Below are 17,032 nucleotides of genomic sequence, written 5' to 3' on the forward strand. Positions count from 1 at the left end.
GTCAATCGTGCACGGCAATGTGGATGGCCACGCCATCGGGGCCAGTGTAGGCCTCGAAGTCGACGGTGAAGGCGCGTGCATAGGGCACATCGCCCTGGAAGTAGCCCCAGACCTGCGCCCAGGTCTGCACCAGTGTCTGCGGCATCGGTCCCTGGCCACGAAACACCAGGTAGCGTCCGGCCGGCACCGTCACCGCGTGCAGGCCGGCCGGGGCCTGCCACACGCGCACGCCGGCGGTGCAGGTGTAATGGCCCTGCGCATCGGATTCATAGTCGCTGTAGACGCCATATACGGTGGGATCACCGGTGCGGTGCAGTGTCTGCAGGCCCATGCCCTGGGCAAAGAAACCGGCCCACAGACCCGGCAAGCGCGCCGTCGCCGGATTGATCTCATCCTGGTACAGGGTGCGCGCCGACGGGCCCGCCACGGTGAAAGGGGCATCCAGTGTCGTCAATTCAGGGTTCATGGTGGTCCTCGGTAACGGATCAGGGGATCAGGGGATCAGGGGGTCGGGGCTTGCTCGAAGGCATGGCCGTCGGCTCAGACCACCACGGGTTCGGGCTCCAGCCGGATGCCATAGCGCTCGTAAACACTGGTCTGGATGGCCTTGGCCAGCGTCATCACCTCGCCGCCGGTGGCGCCCTGCTCGCCCTGGCCCAGGTTGACCAGCACCAGCGCCTGCTTTTCGTAGACACCGGCGTGGCCGACCATCTTGCCCTTCCAGCCACAGGCATCGATCAGCCAGCCAGCGGCCAGCTTGAAGCTGCCATCGGCCATCGGATAGTGCACGATGCGCGGCTCGCGCGCGATGATGTCCTGGCATTGCTCGGGCGTGACGGTCGGGTTCTTGAAGAAGCTGCCGGCATTGCCCAGCACGGCCGGGTCGGGCAGTTTGTGGCGGCGGATGTCCACCACCCAGTCGAACACCTGCCGTGGGCTCGGCCGCTGGATGCCGGTCTGCTCCATGCGCCGCTGCAGATCCAGGTAATCCAGCACCGGCTGCCAGGGCTTGGGCAACCACAGGCGCACGCGGGTGATGACCGCCCGGCCCGACAGACCCAGCCCGGCCGTGGCAGGGTCGATATCGCCCTCCTGCGGGCCCGGGCCTCCCGCCGGCCGGTGCTTGAACACCGAGTCCCGGTAGCCAAAGGCACATTGCGCCGCCGTCAGCGAAAACGGCCGCCCCGTCCAAAGATCCACCGCGTCGAGGCTGTGCAGGCGATCCTGCAGTTCCACGCCATAGGCGCCGATGTTCTGCACCGGCGCCGCACCCACCGTGCCGGGAATCAGCGCCATGTTCTCCAGGCCCGGCATGTCCTGCTCGATGGTCCAGCGCACCAGGTCGTGCCAGCGCTCGCCGGCACCGGCCTCGACCAGCCAGCCCGCCTCGTTTTCCTCCATCAGCCGCAGGCCCGGAATTTCCATCTTCAGCACCAGGCGCGGCACGTCACCGGTGAGCACGATGTTGCTGCCGCCGCCGAGCACCAGCGGCTCCAGATCGGGCGCCAGCCGCTTGCCCGGCGCCAGGCCCGCCTGCTGCTTCTGCTCCTGGATGATGCCTGCCAGCGAGAGCAGGTCCTGCGCCTGGCGGATGCGCACCAGCGCTCGCGCCTTGGCCACGATGCCAAAGGTGTTGTAGGACTGAAGGGGGACGTTTTTTTCAACTAACATCGCCCGTATTGTCCCATCGCTGCGGTCATGCGCTGTATAGTAACAATATGTTGACACTTTTTCACCCGAAAGTGACAACATGGGTTGGATCGCATCGGTGCTGATTCGCAGTGAACGCCAATATTCCTGTTCAAACCAAGATTCATCTGCAAAACCATGCCCTCATTCGATACCGTTCTCGAGGCCGACTTCGTCGAAGTCCGCAATGCCGTTGACAACGCCGCCAAGGAAATTGGCACGCGTTTCGACTTCAAGGGAACCTCGGCCGCCGTCGAGCTGAAAGACAAGGAGATCACGCTGTTTGGCGACTCCGACTTCCAGCTCAGTCAGGTCGAGGATATCCTGCGCAACAAGCTCACCAAGCGCAACGTGGATGTGCGCTTCCTCGACGTCGAGAAGGCCCAGAAGATCGGCGGCGACAAGCTCAAGCAGACCGTCAAGGTGCGCAACGGCATCGATGCCACGCTGGCCAAGCAGATCCAGAAGCACCTCAAGGACAGCAAGCTCAAGGTGCAGGCAGCCATCCAGGGCGACGCGGTGCGCGTCAGCGGCGCCAAGCGCGATGACCTGCAGGCCGCGATGGCGCTGATTCGCAAGGAGGTCGCCGACGTGCCTCTTTCATTCAACAACTTCCGGGACTGACCGCCGTCCCGGCCCTTTCTTCTACATGCCCTCAGCCCCAGCATCTGCCACCACACCGTCCTCCTGCCTGCCAGGCAGCAGGGTTCTTGCGCTGTGCGTGGCCTGCATGGCCTGCTTGCTGACCTGCTGGGGCAGTGCACTGGCACAGGACGTGCGGCTGGTCGGCACCGTCGGCGGACAGCGCGCCATCGTCGTCGTGGACCAAAGCGCGCCCAAGACATTGGCCGTCGGTGCCAGCCACCTCGGCGTCACGCTTCTGGAAGTGCGCCAGAACAGCGCCATCTTCGACGTGCAGGGCGAGCGGTTGCCGCTGACGGTGGGGCAGGCCCCCACGCGGGTGACCCCGCGGGGCACGGCCATGGCCATGACGCTGCAGGCCGGCCAGGGCGGACACTTCACCGCTGACGGCACCATCAACGGTGCCGCCGTGCAGTTTCTGGTGGACACCGGCGCATCGGTTGTCACCATGGATACCGGTACCGCCAGCCGTCTGGGCATACCCTTGGGGCAGGATCGCATCGGGGTGCGCACCGCCAACGGCCAGACCTCGGGCTGGAAGGTGCAACTGCGGCAAGTGCGCATTGGACAGATCGAGCGAGGCGGCGTGGAAGCCGTCGTCATTCCGGAACCCATGGGTTTCGTGCTGCTGGGCAACTCGTTTCTCCAGCATGTGCGCCTGACCCGCGAGGCCGGCACGATGGTGATCCAGCCCCGCTGAGGCCTGTTCGCACGTTCCTACCTGCCGAGACGCCTATGTCATATGCCTTGATCGACCTCGAAAACATCAATGAGCAAAGCTATGAGAACCTGCTGGCTCTCTGGGCAGACCTGGAAGCCGCGCTCAACAGCGCGCTGCAGCACCCCGACCGGGTTGGCGACTTTCCCACCAAGCTCGCCGAGCTGCGCCGCTGGCTGGAGGACATGATCCAGCAGGACAGCGACACCGCGCTCTACCTGATGTTCCAGCTGGCCTCGACCTCCATGGCCGGCTACAGCGCCTCGCACGCACTGGTGTGCGCCAGTCTCTGCCACATGGTGGCCCCGCCGCTGGGCCTGGGCCCGCATGAGCGCGTCACCCTGCTGCATGCGGCCATGAGCATGAATATCGGCATGACCGGCCTGCAGGACGAACTGGCCCTGCAGACCGAGCGGCCGACACTGTTGCAGGAGCAGGCCATCCAAGACCATCCGCAGGCCGGCGTGCAGCTGCTGCGCTCGCTGGGGGTCATCGACCCATTGTGGCTGGAAGTCATCGCCCACCACCACACACCGCCCGCCGAGCGCCTGCCGCTGCAATCGCTGAACACCACCCAGCGCCTGACCCGCGTGCTGGCCTCGATCGACCGCTATGCGGCGATGATCAGCCCACGCAAATCGCGGCCCGATCGCAGCGTCGGCGACTCGCTGCGCGCCATCATGGGGCAGCGCTTCGACCCGCGCGACGAGGTCGGCAAGGCGCTGGCCGCCACCGCCGGCCTCTACCCTCCCGGCACGCTGGTCAAGCTCGACACCCAGGAAATCGCCGTAGTGCTGCGCCGCACCCAGGAGCCCAAGTACCCGATGGTGGCCGGCATCATCGACAGCAAGGGCCGCCCCTATGAGCGCCCGCCGCTCTACCTCACGGCGAGCGGCAAGCCGCGCATCATCAACAGCCTGCCACTCTCGGCCATCAGCTTCTCGCTCGACCACCGCACCATGGTCAGCCTGGGGCTGTTCACCGCCCGCCAGGCCGCCGGCACACAGGGCTGACGCGGGGCCGGATCCTGTGCCGCGGCCAGCGCGTCAATGCCGCCGCTTGCGTTTGGCTCCCGCCGGGCGCGCACCTGGCGCGGCGGCAGTCTTCGACTGGCCGATGCGCGGCTCCTGGCCGGCGAGCAGCCGTGCCATGTTGGCACGATGCCGGTACAGCAGCAGCACCGCCATCACGCCAATGGCCAGCAAAACCATCCGGTCATAAGGCCAGGCCGCGCCGCCGCCGAGCAGGTAGTACACCGGCGCCAGCACCGCCGCAACCATCGAGGACAGCGACGACATGCGCGAGAGCGCCAACGCGATGACCCAGGTCAGCGCGACTGCCAGGCCCAGCCACGGGCTCAGGCCCAGCAGCACGCCCAACGCCGTTGCCACGCCCTTGCCACCCTTGAAGCGGATGAAGATCGGCCAGAGGTGCCCGGCAAATGCCGCCAGGCCCACCGCCGCCTGCGCGCCGTCCCACAGGCCCCAGCGACCGCCAAACCAGCCCACCAGCGCCACCGGCAGCCAGCCCTTGGCAGCATCGAGCAGCAAGGTCAGCGCCGCCGCCAACTTGCTGCCCGAGCGCAGCACATTGGTGGCGCCCGGATTGCCACTGCCAAAGCTGCGCGGATCACGCAGGCCCAGCAGCCGGCTCACCACCACGGCAAACGGCACCGAACCCAGCAAATAGGCCAGCAGCACCGCCACCAGCAGATACACGGTTTCCATCCACAACTCCAATGACACTTCGTCGAGCATTGCGGAGACGCTGATTGATTCAGCGTCTCCTTGACACGAACAGACAAACAAACGGCCGCCATTATGGCGCGCCAGCCGCCTCGCCAGCACGCAGGCCGGCCGCATACCGGTCAATAATAAAGGCTTGGAATCGTGCCCGCACCGCCCGCGCCACGACGCATATCGGTGGCGCCTCCAGGCACCATGGGCATCCTTTCTCTTCTTTCTGATTTCTGATCACCCCTCGCATGTCGATCCCGCCCCAGTCCACTCCGCACCCGCTCTCCATCGTCGTCCTGGCCGCCGGCAAGGGCACCCGCATGCAAAGCCAGACCCCGAAGGTGCTGCAGCCGCTGGGGGGACGGCCACTGCTCGCGCATGTGCTGGAGACCGCCGCGGCGCTGCAGCCGCAGCGGCTGATCACGGTCACCGGCCATGGTGCCGAGCAGGTCGATGCCTTTGTGCGCGGTCCCGCCGCCGAACTCACCGGCGCCGCGCAGATCGGCATTGCCGCGCAGGTGCCGCAGCATGGCACCGGTCATGCCGTGCAGCAGGCCGTGCCGCAACTGCCCGATGAACACATGGTGCTGGTGCTGCTGGGAGATGTGCCGCTGGTCACCGCCGACAGCCTGCGTACCGTGCTGGCGCTGTGCGACAACCGCCAGCTCGCACTGCTGACCGTGCAGATGGATGACCCCAGCGGCTACGGACGCATCGTGCGCGATGGCGACGGTCAGGTGCGCGCCATCGTCGAACACAAGGATGCCAGCGCAGCCCAGCGCGCCATCGGCGAGGTCAACAGCGGCATCATGGCCTTCCCCTCCCGCCTGCTCAAGCCCTGGTTGCAGCGGCTCGGCAACGACAACGCGCAGGGCGAGTATTACCTCACGGACCTGATCGCGATGGCCTGCGCCGACGGCGTGGCCGTGCAGGCGCACTGCCTGCCGGCCATGCAAGGCTGGCAGGTCGCGGGCGTCAACAGCCCGGCGCAGCTGGCCGCGCTGGAGCGCCGCTACCAGTGGCAGCAGGCCGAGCAGTTGATGGCCGCCGGCGTGCGGCTGGCCGATCCGTCCCGTTTCGAGCTGCGCGCCGCCACCGGCAGCGTGCACGCCGGCAGGCTCGAATGCGGTCAGGACGTGGAGATCGACATCGGCTGCATCTTCGGCGGGCAGGTGGTGCTGGGCCAGGGCTGCCGCATCGGCGCCTACAACCACATCGCCAATGCCCATATCGGCGCCGGCAGCATCGTCGCGCCCTACTCGCACATTGACGGCGAGCAAAGCGGCGTGCGCGTGGGTGCCGACGCGCGCATCGGCCCGTTCGCGCGGCTGCGGCCCGGCGCGACACTGGGCGACGAAGTGCACATCGGCAATTTCGTCGAAGTCAAGAACAGCACGCTGGCGCAGGGCGCCAAGGCCAACCACCTGGCCTACCTGGGCGACGCCAGCGTGGGCGCGCGCGTCAACTATGGCGCCGGCGCCATCACTGCCAATTACGACGGTGCCAACAAGCACCGCACCGTCATCGGTGCGGACGTGCACATCGGCAGCAACTCGGTGCTGGTGGCGCCGGTGACGATTGGCGCGGGCGGCACCGTGGGCGCCGGCTCCACAATCACCCGCGACACGCCCGCGAACAGCCTCACCGTCGCGCGGGCCAGGGCCGTCAGCGTCAGCGGCTGGCAGCGGCCGGGCAAGAAGAAAAGCTGAAGCGGAAAAGAGCCGAAGCGGTTGTTCAGAACCTGTTCTCAGGCAGCCAGGCTGGACACCGATGGAGCGACGGCGCCGGGTTCGATCCAGCCCGAGCCGCCCTCCTGGCTGGCCACCAGCAGTTCGACCGGCGCCTGCTGCACGGCATGGCGCATCCAGTGCAGCGCATGCTCGGGACGGTTGTTCTGCTGGCTCAGGTGGGCTGCCACCACATACTGCAGGTCATCGTGCAGCACCTGCTGCAACAGTTCGGCCGCCACCTCATTGGCCAGGTGCCCGAGCCGCCCGCTGATGCGGCGCTTGAGAAAGGCCGGATAGCGCGATTGCAAGAGCATCTCGCGGTCGTGGTTGAACTCCAGCAGCAGGGCATGGCAATGCGCCGCATGCTCGGCCACATGCCCGGTCACATGGCCCAGATCGGTGACGATGGCGATGTGCACATCCTGCTGGCTGATGCGCAGCTGCAGCGGTTCGCGCGCATCGTGCGGCACCGTGAAGGGCAGCGCCTCCATCTGTCCCCAGCGCAGAGGCTGGCCATCGCGGGCCAGCTGCCACATGCCGGCGGTGTCGGGCGCACCTGCGGCCAGCCAGGTGCCATGACTGGACCAGACCGGAATCTGCCACTGGCGCGCCACGTCGAAGGCCGCGCCAACATGGTCGGAATGCTCGTGGGTGACGAAGATGGCGTCGAGATCCGCCATCTGCAGGCCTTCGCCCTGCAGCCGCTGGCGCAGCTGCTTGGCATTCATGCCGCAATCGACCAGCACGCGAAACGGCGCGGGCGCAGCATCCGCGCCCGGCGCCTGCAGCCCCTCGATCAGCGTGGCGTTGCCGGCACTGCCGCTGGCCAGGCTGCGAAAGCGCAATCGGCTCACAGTGTGTCCACGCGCCCGATCAACGCAGGTCTTCGTGCAGCAGCCCGATGATGCTGTCGGCCTGCTCGGCGCTGACGGGCTGGCCCGTCTCGCTGAGCACTGTCACGTGCGAGAGCGCACCTTCGCTGCGCACCACGACGCGGTACTTGACCGGCGCCGGCACGGCCGCGCCACGGCCGAGCACACGGCCGAAGAAGCCCGGTTGCTCGCGGTCGGACTGCGGCACGTAGCGCACGAAGTAGATGCCTTGCGAGCGGTCGCGGTCCTCGACGGTGAAGCCGGTGCGGTCCAGCGCCGTGCCAACGCGGCGCCAGGCGCGGTCGAAGCCGTCCTGCAGTTCCAACGCGGGCGCACCCTGCACTTGCACGCGCGTGGCGCCGACGAAAGGCGCACCACCTTGCGCGCTTTCGGCGCCCGAGGCAACGATGGCGCGCGACTGTTCCTCGCTGGTGCCCAGTTGCACCAGCAGGCGGCGCAGGAATTCGGTCTCCAGCTCCGGGTCGGCCGGGCGCGGCACCCAGGTGGTGGTGTCCTTGGCCTGGTTGCTGAACTCCTCGATCATGCCGCGGTGCGTGATGTAGATGTCGGTGCCGCCATCGGCGCGACGCTCCAGGCGCGTGCGGAACTTGTCCCGCTCGCCGGTCGAATACAGCGAATCGAGCAGCCTGCCCAGCGTGTTGCGGATGAAGTCCTGCGGCAGCTTGGCGCGGTTCTCGGCCCAATCGGTCTCCATGATGCCCAGGTTGGGCTGGTCCATCGCCAGGGCGAAGCCATTGTCCATCCAGAACTGGCGCACCGGATCCCACAGCACGTCAGCCGAACGCGGCACGCTCAGCCAGCGCAGGCTGCCGTCGCGGAGCAGTTGCACGTCGGCCAACTGGTCGCGCGCCACGCCTTCGCCCTGGCCGCGCTGGATCTGGCTGGCCAGCATGGCGTTGGCCGAGACGGCGCCACCCGGCACGTTGTAGCGGCTCTCCTGCGGCAGCTGCGTCAGGTCCGGCGGCACTTCCAGCGAGGTGCCCTTGGAGGCGCTGCGGTAGTCGATCTTGTCTTCCTGCAGGGCGGAGCAGGCACTCAGGGCCACGGTCACGGTCAGCAGGCCGGCCTTGGAGGCAGCAGAGGAAAAATGCATGGCGAAGGTGCTTTTCATAGGGTTCGGTCGCACAAAATTCGGGTTTCTGGCTGCGGCGGCTCAGGCCAGTATGCCGACGGCACGCATGGCGTCTTCGAGCGGCTGGCGATACGGCTGGGCCAGTGGCGTCATCGGCAGGCGCAGGGTCGCGCCGCAGCGGCCAAGGCGGTGCAGGGCCCACTTGACGGGGATCGGGTTGGCCTCGGTGAACAAGGCCTTGTGCAGTGGCAGCAGACGCTGCTGGATGGCATTGGCCTCCTTGACATCGCCGGCCAGCGCGGCACGGCAGAGCTGGCTCATCAGGGCAGGCGCGACGTTGGCTGTGACGCTGACGTTGCCGTGGCCCCCGCAGAACATCAGCGCGATGGCGGTAGGGTCGTCCCCCGAATAAACCGCAAAGCCTTCGGGCACGTCGCGGATCAGCCATTGCGCACGGGCGATGTCGCCGGTGGCCTCCTTGATGCCGATAATGCTGGGAATCTCGGCGAGCCGCAGCACCGTGTCGTGGTGCAGATCGGCCACCGAGCGGCCCGGCACGTTGTAGAGGTACATCGGCAGGTCGGGCGTGGCCTCGGCGATGGCGCGGAAGTGCTGGTACTGGCCTTCCTGGGTCGGCTTGTTGTAGTAAGGCACCACCTGCAGCTGGCTGTCGGCGCCCACCTGCTTGGCAAACCTGGCCAGCGAGATCGCCTCGGCCGTGGAGTTGGCACCGCAGCCTGCCATGATGGGAATGCGGCCGCCCGCATGCTCGACGGCCACGCGAATGACCTCGTGGTGCTCTTCGAAGGTGATGGTGGGCGACTCCCCGGTCGTTCCCACCACGCTGACGCAGTCGGTGCCCTGCTCGATGTGCCAGTCGATCAGCCGCCGCAGACAATCGTAGTCGATGCTGCCGTCCTCGTTCAGGGGGGTCACCAGGGCAACGATGCTGCCCGTCAATGGAACCGGAGATGTCATAAGAAAAATCTGTTTTCCAAACCCAAAGCCGCCATTCTAGTGCGGGATGCATGCCCATCCTCGGACACGCATCCGCCGCCGCAGTTCCCGCCCCCCGGCCCCGTCGCCACAATCGGGGCGCATCACATGCAGGCCCAGAGCTGGTCGGCCAGGCGCACCACCAGTTCCGGGTTCCGGTAGAGCCCGAACACCACGGCCAGCAATGCCAGTGCCCCGACTGCCGCCAGGGCCAGCAGCACCGCCCTGCGGGATGGTTTGCGAAGAGTGGGCATGGAGTCCTTTCAAGCCGGTTGTGCCGCCCGTGTGCGCACCAGCGGACGCTCGTCGATGGGCAGGTTGACGAGCCCCGCAAAGACCCCCAGCGCGATGGCAATATACCAAGTCACATCGTAGCTGCCGGTGCGGTCGTAAAGCAGGCCGCCCAGCCATACACCCAGGAAACTGCCGATCTGGTGGCTGAAGAACACCACGCCGCCGAGCATCGAGAGGTGGCGCACGCCGAAGATCTGCGCCACGGTGGCATTGGTGGGCGGCACGGTCGACAGCCACAGCGCACCCATCACCGCCGAGAACACATAGACGCTCAGCGGCGACAATGGCACCAGCAGGAAGATGGAAATCACCACGGCGCGAGCGAAATAGATGAAGGCGAGGATCTTGCGGCGCGCGTACTTCTGCCCCAGCACGCCGGCCGCATAGGTGCCAAAGACGTTGAAGAGCCCGATCAGCGCCAGCGCATAGGTGGCCACGTGCGCGGGCAACTGGTGGTCCTTCAGGTAGCTGGGCATGTGCACGCCGATGAAGACGACCTGGAAGCCGCAGACGAAGTAGCCCGCCGTCAGCAGCAGAAAGCTGCGCTGCGCCAGCGCCTCGCGCAGCGCTTCGCGTATGCCCTGCCCGGCTGCCGCGCTGCGATTGGCCAGGCCCGCCGCCTGGCCGCGCGCGAATTGCGGCTCGCGCAGGCCCAGCGCCAATGGCACGATCAGTACCGCCAATGCCGCCAGCGCCACCAGTGCCGCCTGCCAGCCGAACGCGCCGATCAGCGAGCCCTCGACCGGCAGCATCAGGAACTGCCCGAAGGAGCCGGCCGCAGCCGTCACACCCATGGCCCAGGAACGCTTTTCCATCGGGATCTGCCGTCCGATCACGCCATAGACCACAGCGTAGGTGGTGCCGGCCTGCGCCAGCCCGACCAGCACGCCCGCCATCAGCGTGAACTGCATCGGGCTGGCCGCGTGCGCCATGCCCAGCAGACCCAGCGCGTAGCACAGGCCGCCGGCCATCAGCACGCGGGTGGCGCCGAAACGGTCGGCCACCATGCCGATGAAGATGCCGAAAAAGCCCCAGGCGATGTTCTGCACCGCAATCGCAAAGGAGAAGTCCTGGCGGCTCCAGCCCATCTCCTGCGTGATCGGCTGCAGCCACAGGCCGAAGCCGTGCCGAATGCCCATCGACAGCGTGACGACGGCCGCGCCACAGGCAAGCAACTGCGCCATGGACAAGGGCGCCGGGGCGCTTGCGCTGGTCGGGGATGGGGATGGCATGTGCGGCTCCACAGGAAAGGGATCGAAAGAGAAGCGTGATCTTACGGAGAATCCCCCCGGCGTGCTCGGCACCGTGCGACAGCGCTGCTCGGGGATTACCCCGCCTGTGCACTGGCCGGCGCCTTTGCTACATTGGTCAGCGCCATGTCCTGCGGCCCCACCCGGCCGCAGTCGCCTGGCAGCCTTCCATGATGCGCGGGCCACCCCCGTGCATTCTGGAACCTGTTGACGCTCTTTCCGTGGGTCACGCAGGCGGTCAAAAAATGCAGTGGGCAAGACGCCCGTCGCCGCCCGGTGCGTTTTTGACCTCTTGCCCTTCGGGTTGCCCCCGGAAAGAGCGTCAACAGGTTCTTATTCAAAGTGGACACAATCCACACAGGAGACAAGACCATGCACACGCCCTCCACCGCCGGAGGCCGCTCGTGCCTGTGGGTGCCCGAGCCATCGGCGCGCCCCGGCGAGCGAACCGACTTTTCCTACCTCAAGCTCTCGCCCGCCGGCGCCGTGCCGCGCCTGGCCCCCGATTGCCGCTATGAGGACACTGTCGCCCACAAGAACAGCCTGATCCGCGTGCTCGATGACGACGGCATCGCGCAGGGCGAATGGAACCCCGAGGCCGAGCCCGGACTGCTGCGGCGCGGCCTGCGCACCATGATGCTCACGCGCGCCTTCGACAACCGCATGGTGATCGCGCAGCGGCAGAAGAAGACCTCGTTCTACATCCAGAGCCTGGGCGAGGAGGCCATCGGCACCGCGCAGGCCATGGCGCTGAACCAGGACGACATGTGCTTCACCTCGTACCGCCAGCAAAGCATTCTGCTCGCGCGCGACTACCCGCTGGTGGCGATGATGAACCAGATCTACTCCAACACGGCCGACCCGCTCAAGGGCCGCCAGTTGCCGATCATGTATTCATCGCGCGAGTACGGCTTCTTCTCGATCTCCGGCAACCTGGGCACGCAGTATGTGCAGGCGGTGGGCTGGGCCATGGCCTCGGCGATCCGCTGCGACTCGCGCATCGCCACCGCCTGGATCGGCGACGGCGCCACGGCTGAAGCCGATTTCTACACCGCGCTGGTGTTCGCACAGGTCTACCACGCGCCGGTGATCCTCAATGTGGTCAACAACCAGTGGGCCATTTCCACCTTCCAGGCAATCGCCGGCGGCACCAGCGCCACCTTCGCGGCCCGCGGCACGGGCATGGGCATCGCATCGCTGCGGGTTGATGGCAACGACTTCCTGGCCGTGCTGGCGGCCTCGCAATGGGCGGCCGAGCGCACCCGCGGCGGCCATGGCCCGGCCTTCATCGAGTGGGTCACCTACCGCGCCGGCCCACACTCCACCTCGGACGACCCGAGCAAGTACCGCCCCGCCGATGACTGGCAGCGCTTTCCGCTGGGCGACCCGATCGAGCGCCTCAAGCGCCACCTGATCCAGCTCGGCGAATGGAGCACCGAGCAGCACGAGGCCGCCTGGCAGGAGGTCGAGGCCGAGGTGCTGGCCGCGCAGAAGGAGGGCGAGCAGAACGGCACGCTGCAAAGCCCCCACCCGCACAGCGCCGCCAACATGTTCGACGACGTCTACGAACACCAGCCCGCGCACCTGCGCGCGCAGCGCCAGCAACTGGGCATCTGAAAGGGACGGATCATGGCAAACATGACGATGATCCAGGCCCTGCGCTCGGCCATGGACGTAATGCTGGAGCGCGACGACAGCGTGGTGGTCTACGGCCAGGACGTGGGCTACTTCGGCGGTGTGTTCCGCTGCACCGAGGGCCTGCAGGCCAGGTATGGCAGGACGCGCGTGTTCGACGCGCCAATCAGCGAGAGCGGCATCGTCGGCACCGCCGTGGGCATGGCCGCCTACGGGCTGCGGCCGGTGGTGGAAGTGCAATTCGCCGACTATGTCTACCCGGCGCTCGACCAGATCATGTCCGAGGTGGCGCGGCTGCGCTACCGGTCGGCGGGCGACTTCAGCGCCGCGCTCACCATCCGCATGCCCTGCGGCGGCGGCATCTACGGCGGCCAGACGCACAGCCAGAGCCCCGAGGCGCTGTTCGTCCACACCTGCGGCCTGCGCACCGTGATGCCCAGCAACCCCTACGACGCCAAGGGCCTGCTGATCGCCAGCATCGAAAGCAACGACCCGGTGATCTTCCTCGAACCCAAGCGGCTCTACAACGGCCCGTTCGACGGCCACCACGACCGGCCGCTGGTGCCCTGGTCCAGGCATGCGCTCGGCGAAGTGCCCGAAGGCCATTACCGCGTGCCGCTGGAGAGCGCCAGCATCGTGCGCGCGGGCGGCGCCGTCACGGTGCTGGCCTACGGCACCATGGTCTTCGTGGCCGAGGCGGCCGTGCAGGAAACGGGGATCGACGCCGAAATCATCGACCTGCGCAGCCTCTGGCCGCTGGACCTGGAGACCATCGTGGCCTCGGTGGAGAAGACCGGCCGCTGCCTCATCGTGCACGAGGCCACGCGCACCAGCGGCTTCGGCGCCGAGCTGGCGGCGCTGGTGCAGGAGCACTGCTTCTGGCACCTCGAAGCCCCCATCGAGCGCGTCGCCGGCTGGGACACCCCCTACCCGCACGCGCAGGAGTGGTCGTACTTCCCCGGCCCGCAACGGGTTGGCGAAGCGCTCAAGAAAGTCATGGAGGGCTGAAGGCATGGGAATCCACATCATCAAGATGCCCGACATCGGCGAGGGCATTGCCGAGGTCGAACTGGTGGCCTGGCACGTGCAGGTCGGCGATACCGTCAAGGAAGACCAGGGCCTGGCCGACGTGATGACCGACAAGGCTGCCGTCGAGATTCCCTCGCCGGTGGCCGGCAAGGTGCTCGCGCTGGGCGGCGCACTCGGCGAAATGATGGCCGTCGGTTCGGAGCTGATTCGCCTGGAGGTCGAAGGCGCGGGCAATGCCGACAACGCCACCGCCACCGCAGGCGGGCACGACGACGATGCGGCTGCCAACCCGCGCGATCATGCCGCCAGCGCCACCGATGGCAAGCCCACAGCGCCAGCCCCATCAGTGGCACCACGGGCTCCACCGGCCGCGCCCCGCGCATCGACACCACCAGCATCTGGCGGCGCGCCAGTCGTCCACACCACGCCGCTTGCGCGCCAGCCTGGCGAAGCCCCGCTGGCCTCGCCCGCCGTGCGCCGCCGCGCCTGGGACCTGGGCATCGAGCTGCGCCACGTGCCTAGCAGCGGCCCGCATGGGCACATCCGCCATGAGGACCTGGACGCCTGGCTGCAGCAGGCCAGAAGCCAGGCGCACCGGCAGACGGCGGGCCAGGCCAGCGCGCCCCGCACCGGCACGCAGCAGCTGCCGGTGATCGGTCTGCGCCGCCGCATTGCCGAGAAGATGCAGGAGGCCAAGCGCCGCATTCCCCACTTCACCTATGTGGAAGAGCTCGACGTCACCGAACTGGAGGCGCTGCGCGGCCGGCTCAACGCCCTGCATGGCGCATCGCGGGGCAAGCTGACGCTGATTCCCTTCATTGCCCGTGCCATGGTGCTGGCGCTGCGCGCCTTTCCGCAGATCAACGCCCGCTACGACGACGAGGCCGGTGTGGTCACCCGCTACGAGGGTGTCCACCTGGGCATCGCCGCGCAGACCGACGCGGGCCTGGTCGTGCCGGTGCTGCGTCATGCCGAATCGCTGGACCTCTGGGGTTGCGCCGCCGAAGTTGCGCGCCTGGCCGAGGCTGCGCGCGGCGGCCAGGCCACGCGCGAGGAGCTCTCGGGCTCGACCATCACGCTCACCAGCCTGGGCGCGCTCGGCGGCATCGTCAGCACCCCGGTCATCAACCACCCGGAAGTGGCCATCGTCGGCGTCAACCGGCTGGTCGAGAAACCTGTTGCGCGGAGCGGGCAGATCCTCGTCCGCCAGACCATGAACCTCTCCTCCTCGTTCGACCACCGCGTGGTCGATGGCATGGACGCGGCGCGCTTCATCCAGCAGGTCAAGGGCCTGCTGGAGACGCCGGCGACGCTCTTCATCGACTGAGACAAGGAGCCAGCGACATGTCCACCCCACACATCCAGACCCGGCTGCTCATCATCGGTGCCGGCCCCGGCGGCTACGTCGCCGCCATCCGCGCCGCGCAACTGGGCATTGCCACCACGCTGGTCGAGGCCCGGGCGCCGGGCGGCACCTGCCTGAACATCGGCTGCATTCCCTCCAAGGCGCTGATCCATGCCGCCGGCGAATTCGCCAAGGCCCAGGCCTGTGCCGCAGGCGCCTCGCCGCTGGGCATCCACGCATCCGGGATCACGCTCGACATCGCGCAGACCATCGCCTGGAAGGACGGCATCGTGCAACGCCTGACGGGCGGCGTGGCGGCGCTGCTGAAGAAACACAAGGTGCAGCTCGTGCATGGATGGGCACACATCGTCGATGGCAAGACCGTCGAAGTGCGCGATGCCAGCGGCACGGCCACGCAACGCATCGGCTGCGAACACCTGCTGCTGGCCACCGGCTCGCAACCGATGGCGCTGCCCGCGCTGCCCTTCGATGGGCAGACCGTCATCTCCTCGACGGAGGCGCTCTCGCCCCGCCAGGTGCCCGATCGGCTGATCGTCGTCGGCGCCGGCTACATCGGCCTGGAGCTGGGCATCGCCTACCGCCAGCTCGGCGCCCAGGTCACCGTGGTGGAGGCGGCCGAACGCATCCTGCCCGCCTATGACGCCGAACTCACCCAGCCGGTGCAGCGGCGGCTGGAGCAACGGGGCATCCGGCTGTACCTGCAGCACCAGGTCATCGGCGCGGCGCCAGCCTCTTCGGCGGGCGGGGCCGCAGGGGTGGTCATCCGTCCGGCCGGCAACGCAACCGCCGAGGCCCTGACGCTGCAAGCCGACCAGGTGCTGGTGGCCGTGGGCCGCCAGCCACGCACCGCGGGCTACGGCCTCGAAGACCTGCCGATCGAACGCCATGGCCGCGCCGTGCGCGTGGACGACCAGTGCCGCACCAGCATGCGCCAGGTCTGGGCCATTGGCGACCTCACCGGCGAGCCCATGCTGGCGCACCGCGCCATGGCGCAGGGCGAGATGGTGGCCGAGATCATCGCCGGCCACCGGCGCCACTTCCAGCCGGCTGCCATGGCCGCCATCTGCTTTACCGAGCCGGAGTTGGTCAGCGCCGGCCTCTCGCCGGACCAGGCGCAGGCGGCCGGCCACGACGTGCTCAGCGCGCAGTTTCCCCTTGCCGCCAATGGCCGCGCCATGACGCTGGAAGGCACCGAAGGCTTCGTGCGCGTCGTCGCCCGCCGCAGCGACCACCGCATCCTCGGCTGGCAGGCGGTGGGCGGGCATGTCGCCGAACTGGCGGCGGCATTCGCGCAATCGCTGGAGATGGGCGCGCACCTCGAGGATGTGGCCCACACCATCCACGCCCATCCCACGCTGGGCGAGGCCATCCAGGAGGCGGCCCTGCGGGCGCTGGGACAGGCGCTGCATGTATAGGCTGCATGTAGAGAGCAGCGCAAATGGCGCAACGCCGACCCCGCAGGCAGCCTCGTCAGGCCCGCCAGCGCAGGTGGCGCATCATCCAATGCCCCCATCGCAGCCATCCGGCACGGTCAGGCGCGCCGGACGGACTGCCACTACCGGCCGCACTCGCCGTACCTGACGCACCTGACGCTCCGGATGCTCCCGATGCGGAGGTCTGCTGCACCTGGCTCGCAACCTCCGCGGCCAACTGCACCCACATGCTGGCCGGCGCCCGCCAGGCTTGCCGGACACCCAGCGACACGGTGTGGCCGAAGGCCGCCTCGCCGGCGGCATCAGAGGGCGAAATCACGCGCACGCAGCCCACGATGCAGCGCAGTTCATCGCCCGCGCGCAGAGGCAGCAACAAGTGGTCATCGCGAGCAATCCGCAAGGTCCGGGTGGTATGGATCACAGAGGGCATGGCAGGTCTTCCGGTTCGGTTCGGTGGTGTTTCCGTTGGCAGTGCGATGGACACACTGTAGAAAGCCACGCGCCTTGCAGGCAGTACAGGTCGATACGGCACAGTGCGGCTGGCCAGGC

The 17,032-nt window shown here is 67.8% G+C and carries 17 protein-coding genes; 8 read left to right on the forward strand and 9 right to left on the reverse strand.

The window, feature by feature from the left end; translation table 11 throughout:
• Position 1: 1 nt before the first annotated feature.
• Together EV687_RS06320 and murB are read right to left on the reverse strand one after the other, a co-directional pair.
• Positions 2-466, reverse strand: coding sequence for a GyrI-like domain-containing protein (locus EV687_RS06320; RefSeq protein ID WP_122231942.1), 465 nt, complete (start codon positions 464-466; stop codon positions 2-4).
• Positions 467-540: 74 nt separating this feature from the next.
• On the reverse strand, positions 541-1,671 hold the full coding sequence (gene murB, locus EV687_RS06325) for a UDP-N-acetylmuramate dehydrogenase (protein ID WP_122231941.1): 1,131 nt from the start codon (positions 1,669-1,671) through the stop codon (positions 541-543).
• A gap of 156 nt (positions 1,672-1,827) precedes the next feature.
• Here murB and EV687_RS06330 point away from each other — a divergent pair, with 156 nt between their 5' ends.
• The 3 genes from EV687_RS06330 (at position 1,828) to EV687_RS06340 (ending at position 4,062) form a co-directional block, all read left to right on the forward strand.
• Positions 1,828-2,313: a YajQ family cyclic di-GMP-binding protein gene (locus EV687_RS06330; RefSeq protein ID WP_122231940.1), complete on the forward strand. Its 486-nt coding sequence runs from the start codon at positions 1,828-1,830 to the stop codon at positions 2,311-2,313.
• 115 nt (positions 2,314-2,428) lie between these two features.
• Entirely contained in the window at positions 2,429-3,031 is a 603-nt protein-coding gene (locus EV687_RS06335) for a retropepsin-like aspartic protease family protein (RefSeq protein ID WP_162846688.1), read from the forward strand.
• 35 nt (positions 3,032-3,066) lie between these two features.
• A complete protein-coding gene (locus EV687_RS06340) occupies positions 3,067-4,062 on the forward strand; it encodes an HD-GYP domain-containing protein (RefSeq protein ID WP_122231938.1) in 996 nt (331 codons plus the stop codon).
• A 33-nt stretch (positions 4,063-4,095) separates the two neighbouring features.
• Here the strand turns inward: EV687_RS06340 and plsY are convergent, their stop codons facing one another.
• Positions 4,096-4,776 carry a glycerol-3-phosphate 1-O-acyltransferase PlsY gene (gene plsY / locus EV687_RS06345; protein ID WP_122231974.1) on the reverse strand — a complete coding sequence of 227 codons (681 nt, stop codon included), beginning with the start codon at positions 4,774-4,776 and terminating at the stop codon, positions 4,096-4,098.
• A 257-nt stretch (positions 4,777-5,033) separates the two neighbouring features.
• Here plsY and glmU point away from each other — a divergent pair, with 257 nt between their 5' ends.
• Entirely contained in the window at positions 5,034-6,494 is a 1,461-nt protein-coding gene (gene glmU / locus EV687_RS06350) for a bifunctional UDP-N-acetylglucosamine diphosphorylase/glucosamine-1-phosphate N-acetyltransferase GlmU (RefSeq protein WP_122231937.1), read from the forward strand.
• A 38-nt stretch (positions 6,495-6,532) separates the two neighbouring features.
• Here the strand turns inward: glmU and EV687_RS06355 are convergent, their stop codons facing one another.
• The 5 genes from EV687_RS06355 to EV687_RS06370 form a co-directional block, all read right to left on the reverse strand.
• The gene (locus EV687_RS06355; protein WP_242612521.1) at positions 6,533-7,369 is read right to left on the reverse strand and encodes an MBL fold metallo-hydrolase; all 837 of its coding nucleotides are present in this window, start codon (positions 7,367-7,369) and stop codon (positions 6,533-6,535) included.
• Positions 7,370-7,388: 19 nt separating this feature from the next.
• Complete coding sequence (gene bamC / locus EV687_RS06360; RefSeq protein ID WP_122231973.1) at positions 7,389-8,501, reverse strand: outer membrane protein assembly factor BamC; 1,113 nt, start codon at positions 8,499-8,501, stop codon at positions 7,389-7,391.
• 60 nt (positions 8,502-8,561) lie between these two features.
• Positions 8,562-9,458 (reverse strand): 4-hydroxy-tetrahydrodipicolinate synthase, encoded by an 897-nt coding sequence (dapA, locus tag EV687_RS06365; protein ID WP_122231935.1) that lies wholly within the window; start codon positions 9,456-9,458, stop codon positions 8,562-8,564.
• 122 nt (positions 9,459-9,580) lie between these two features.
• On the reverse strand, positions 9,581-9,730 hold the full coding sequence (locus EV687_RS18915) for a hypothetical protein (RefSeq protein WP_162846687.1): 150 nt from the start codon (positions 9,728-9,730) through the stop codon (positions 9,581-9,583).
• Between the two features lie 9 nt (positions 9,731-9,739).
• Positions 9,740-11,002, reverse strand: a complete 1,263-nt coding sequence (locus EV687_RS06370) for an MFS transporter (RefSeq protein ID WP_207226402.1) — start codon at positions 11,000-11,002, stop codon at positions 9,740-9,742.
• Positions 11,003-11,392: 390 nt separating this feature from the next.
• Between EV687_RS06370 and EV687_RS06375 the strand changes: the two genes are divergently transcribed.
• The 4 genes from EV687_RS06375 to lpdA are packed head-to-tail and all read left to right on the forward strand — an operon-like array spanning position 11,393 to position 16,465.
• Complete coding sequence (locus EV687_RS06375) at positions 11,393-12,637, forward strand: thiamine pyrophosphate-dependent enzyme (protein WP_122231933.1); 1,245 nt, start codon at positions 11,393-11,395, stop codon at positions 12,635-12,637.
• A 12-nt stretch (positions 12,638-12,649) separates the two neighbouring features.
• A complete protein-coding gene (locus EV687_RS06380; protein ID WP_162846686.1) occupies positions 12,650-13,663 on the forward strand; it encodes an alpha-ketoacid dehydrogenase subunit beta in 1,014 nt (337 codons plus the stop codon).
• 4 nt (positions 13,664-13,667) lie between these two features.
• On the forward strand, positions 13,668-15,011 hold the full coding sequence (locus EV687_RS06385; RefSeq protein WP_122231931.1) for a dihydrolipoamide acetyltransferase family protein: 1,344 nt from the start codon (positions 13,668-13,670) through the stop codon (positions 15,009-15,011).
• Between the two features lie 17 nt (positions 15,012-15,028).
• Complete coding sequence (gene lpdA, locus EV687_RS06390; RefSeq protein WP_122231930.1) at positions 15,029-16,465, forward strand: dihydrolipoyl dehydrogenase; 1,437 nt, start codon at positions 15,029-15,031, stop codon at positions 16,463-16,465.
• Between the two features lie 55 nt (positions 16,466-16,520).
• On the opposite strand, the gene EV687_RS06395 is transcribed toward lpdA, so the two are convergent.
• On the reverse strand, positions 16,521-16,913 hold the full coding sequence (locus EV687_RS06395; RefSeq protein WP_130466464.1) for a hypothetical protein: 393 nt from the start codon (positions 16,911-16,913) through the stop codon (positions 16,521-16,523).
• Positions 16,914-17,032 lie beyond the last annotated feature (119 nt).

Source organism: Corticibacter populi, from assembly GCF_004217315.1.
Lineage (GTDB): Bacteria > Pseudomonadota > Gammaproteobacteria > Burkholderiales > Burkholderiaceae_C > Lampropedia > Lampropedia populi.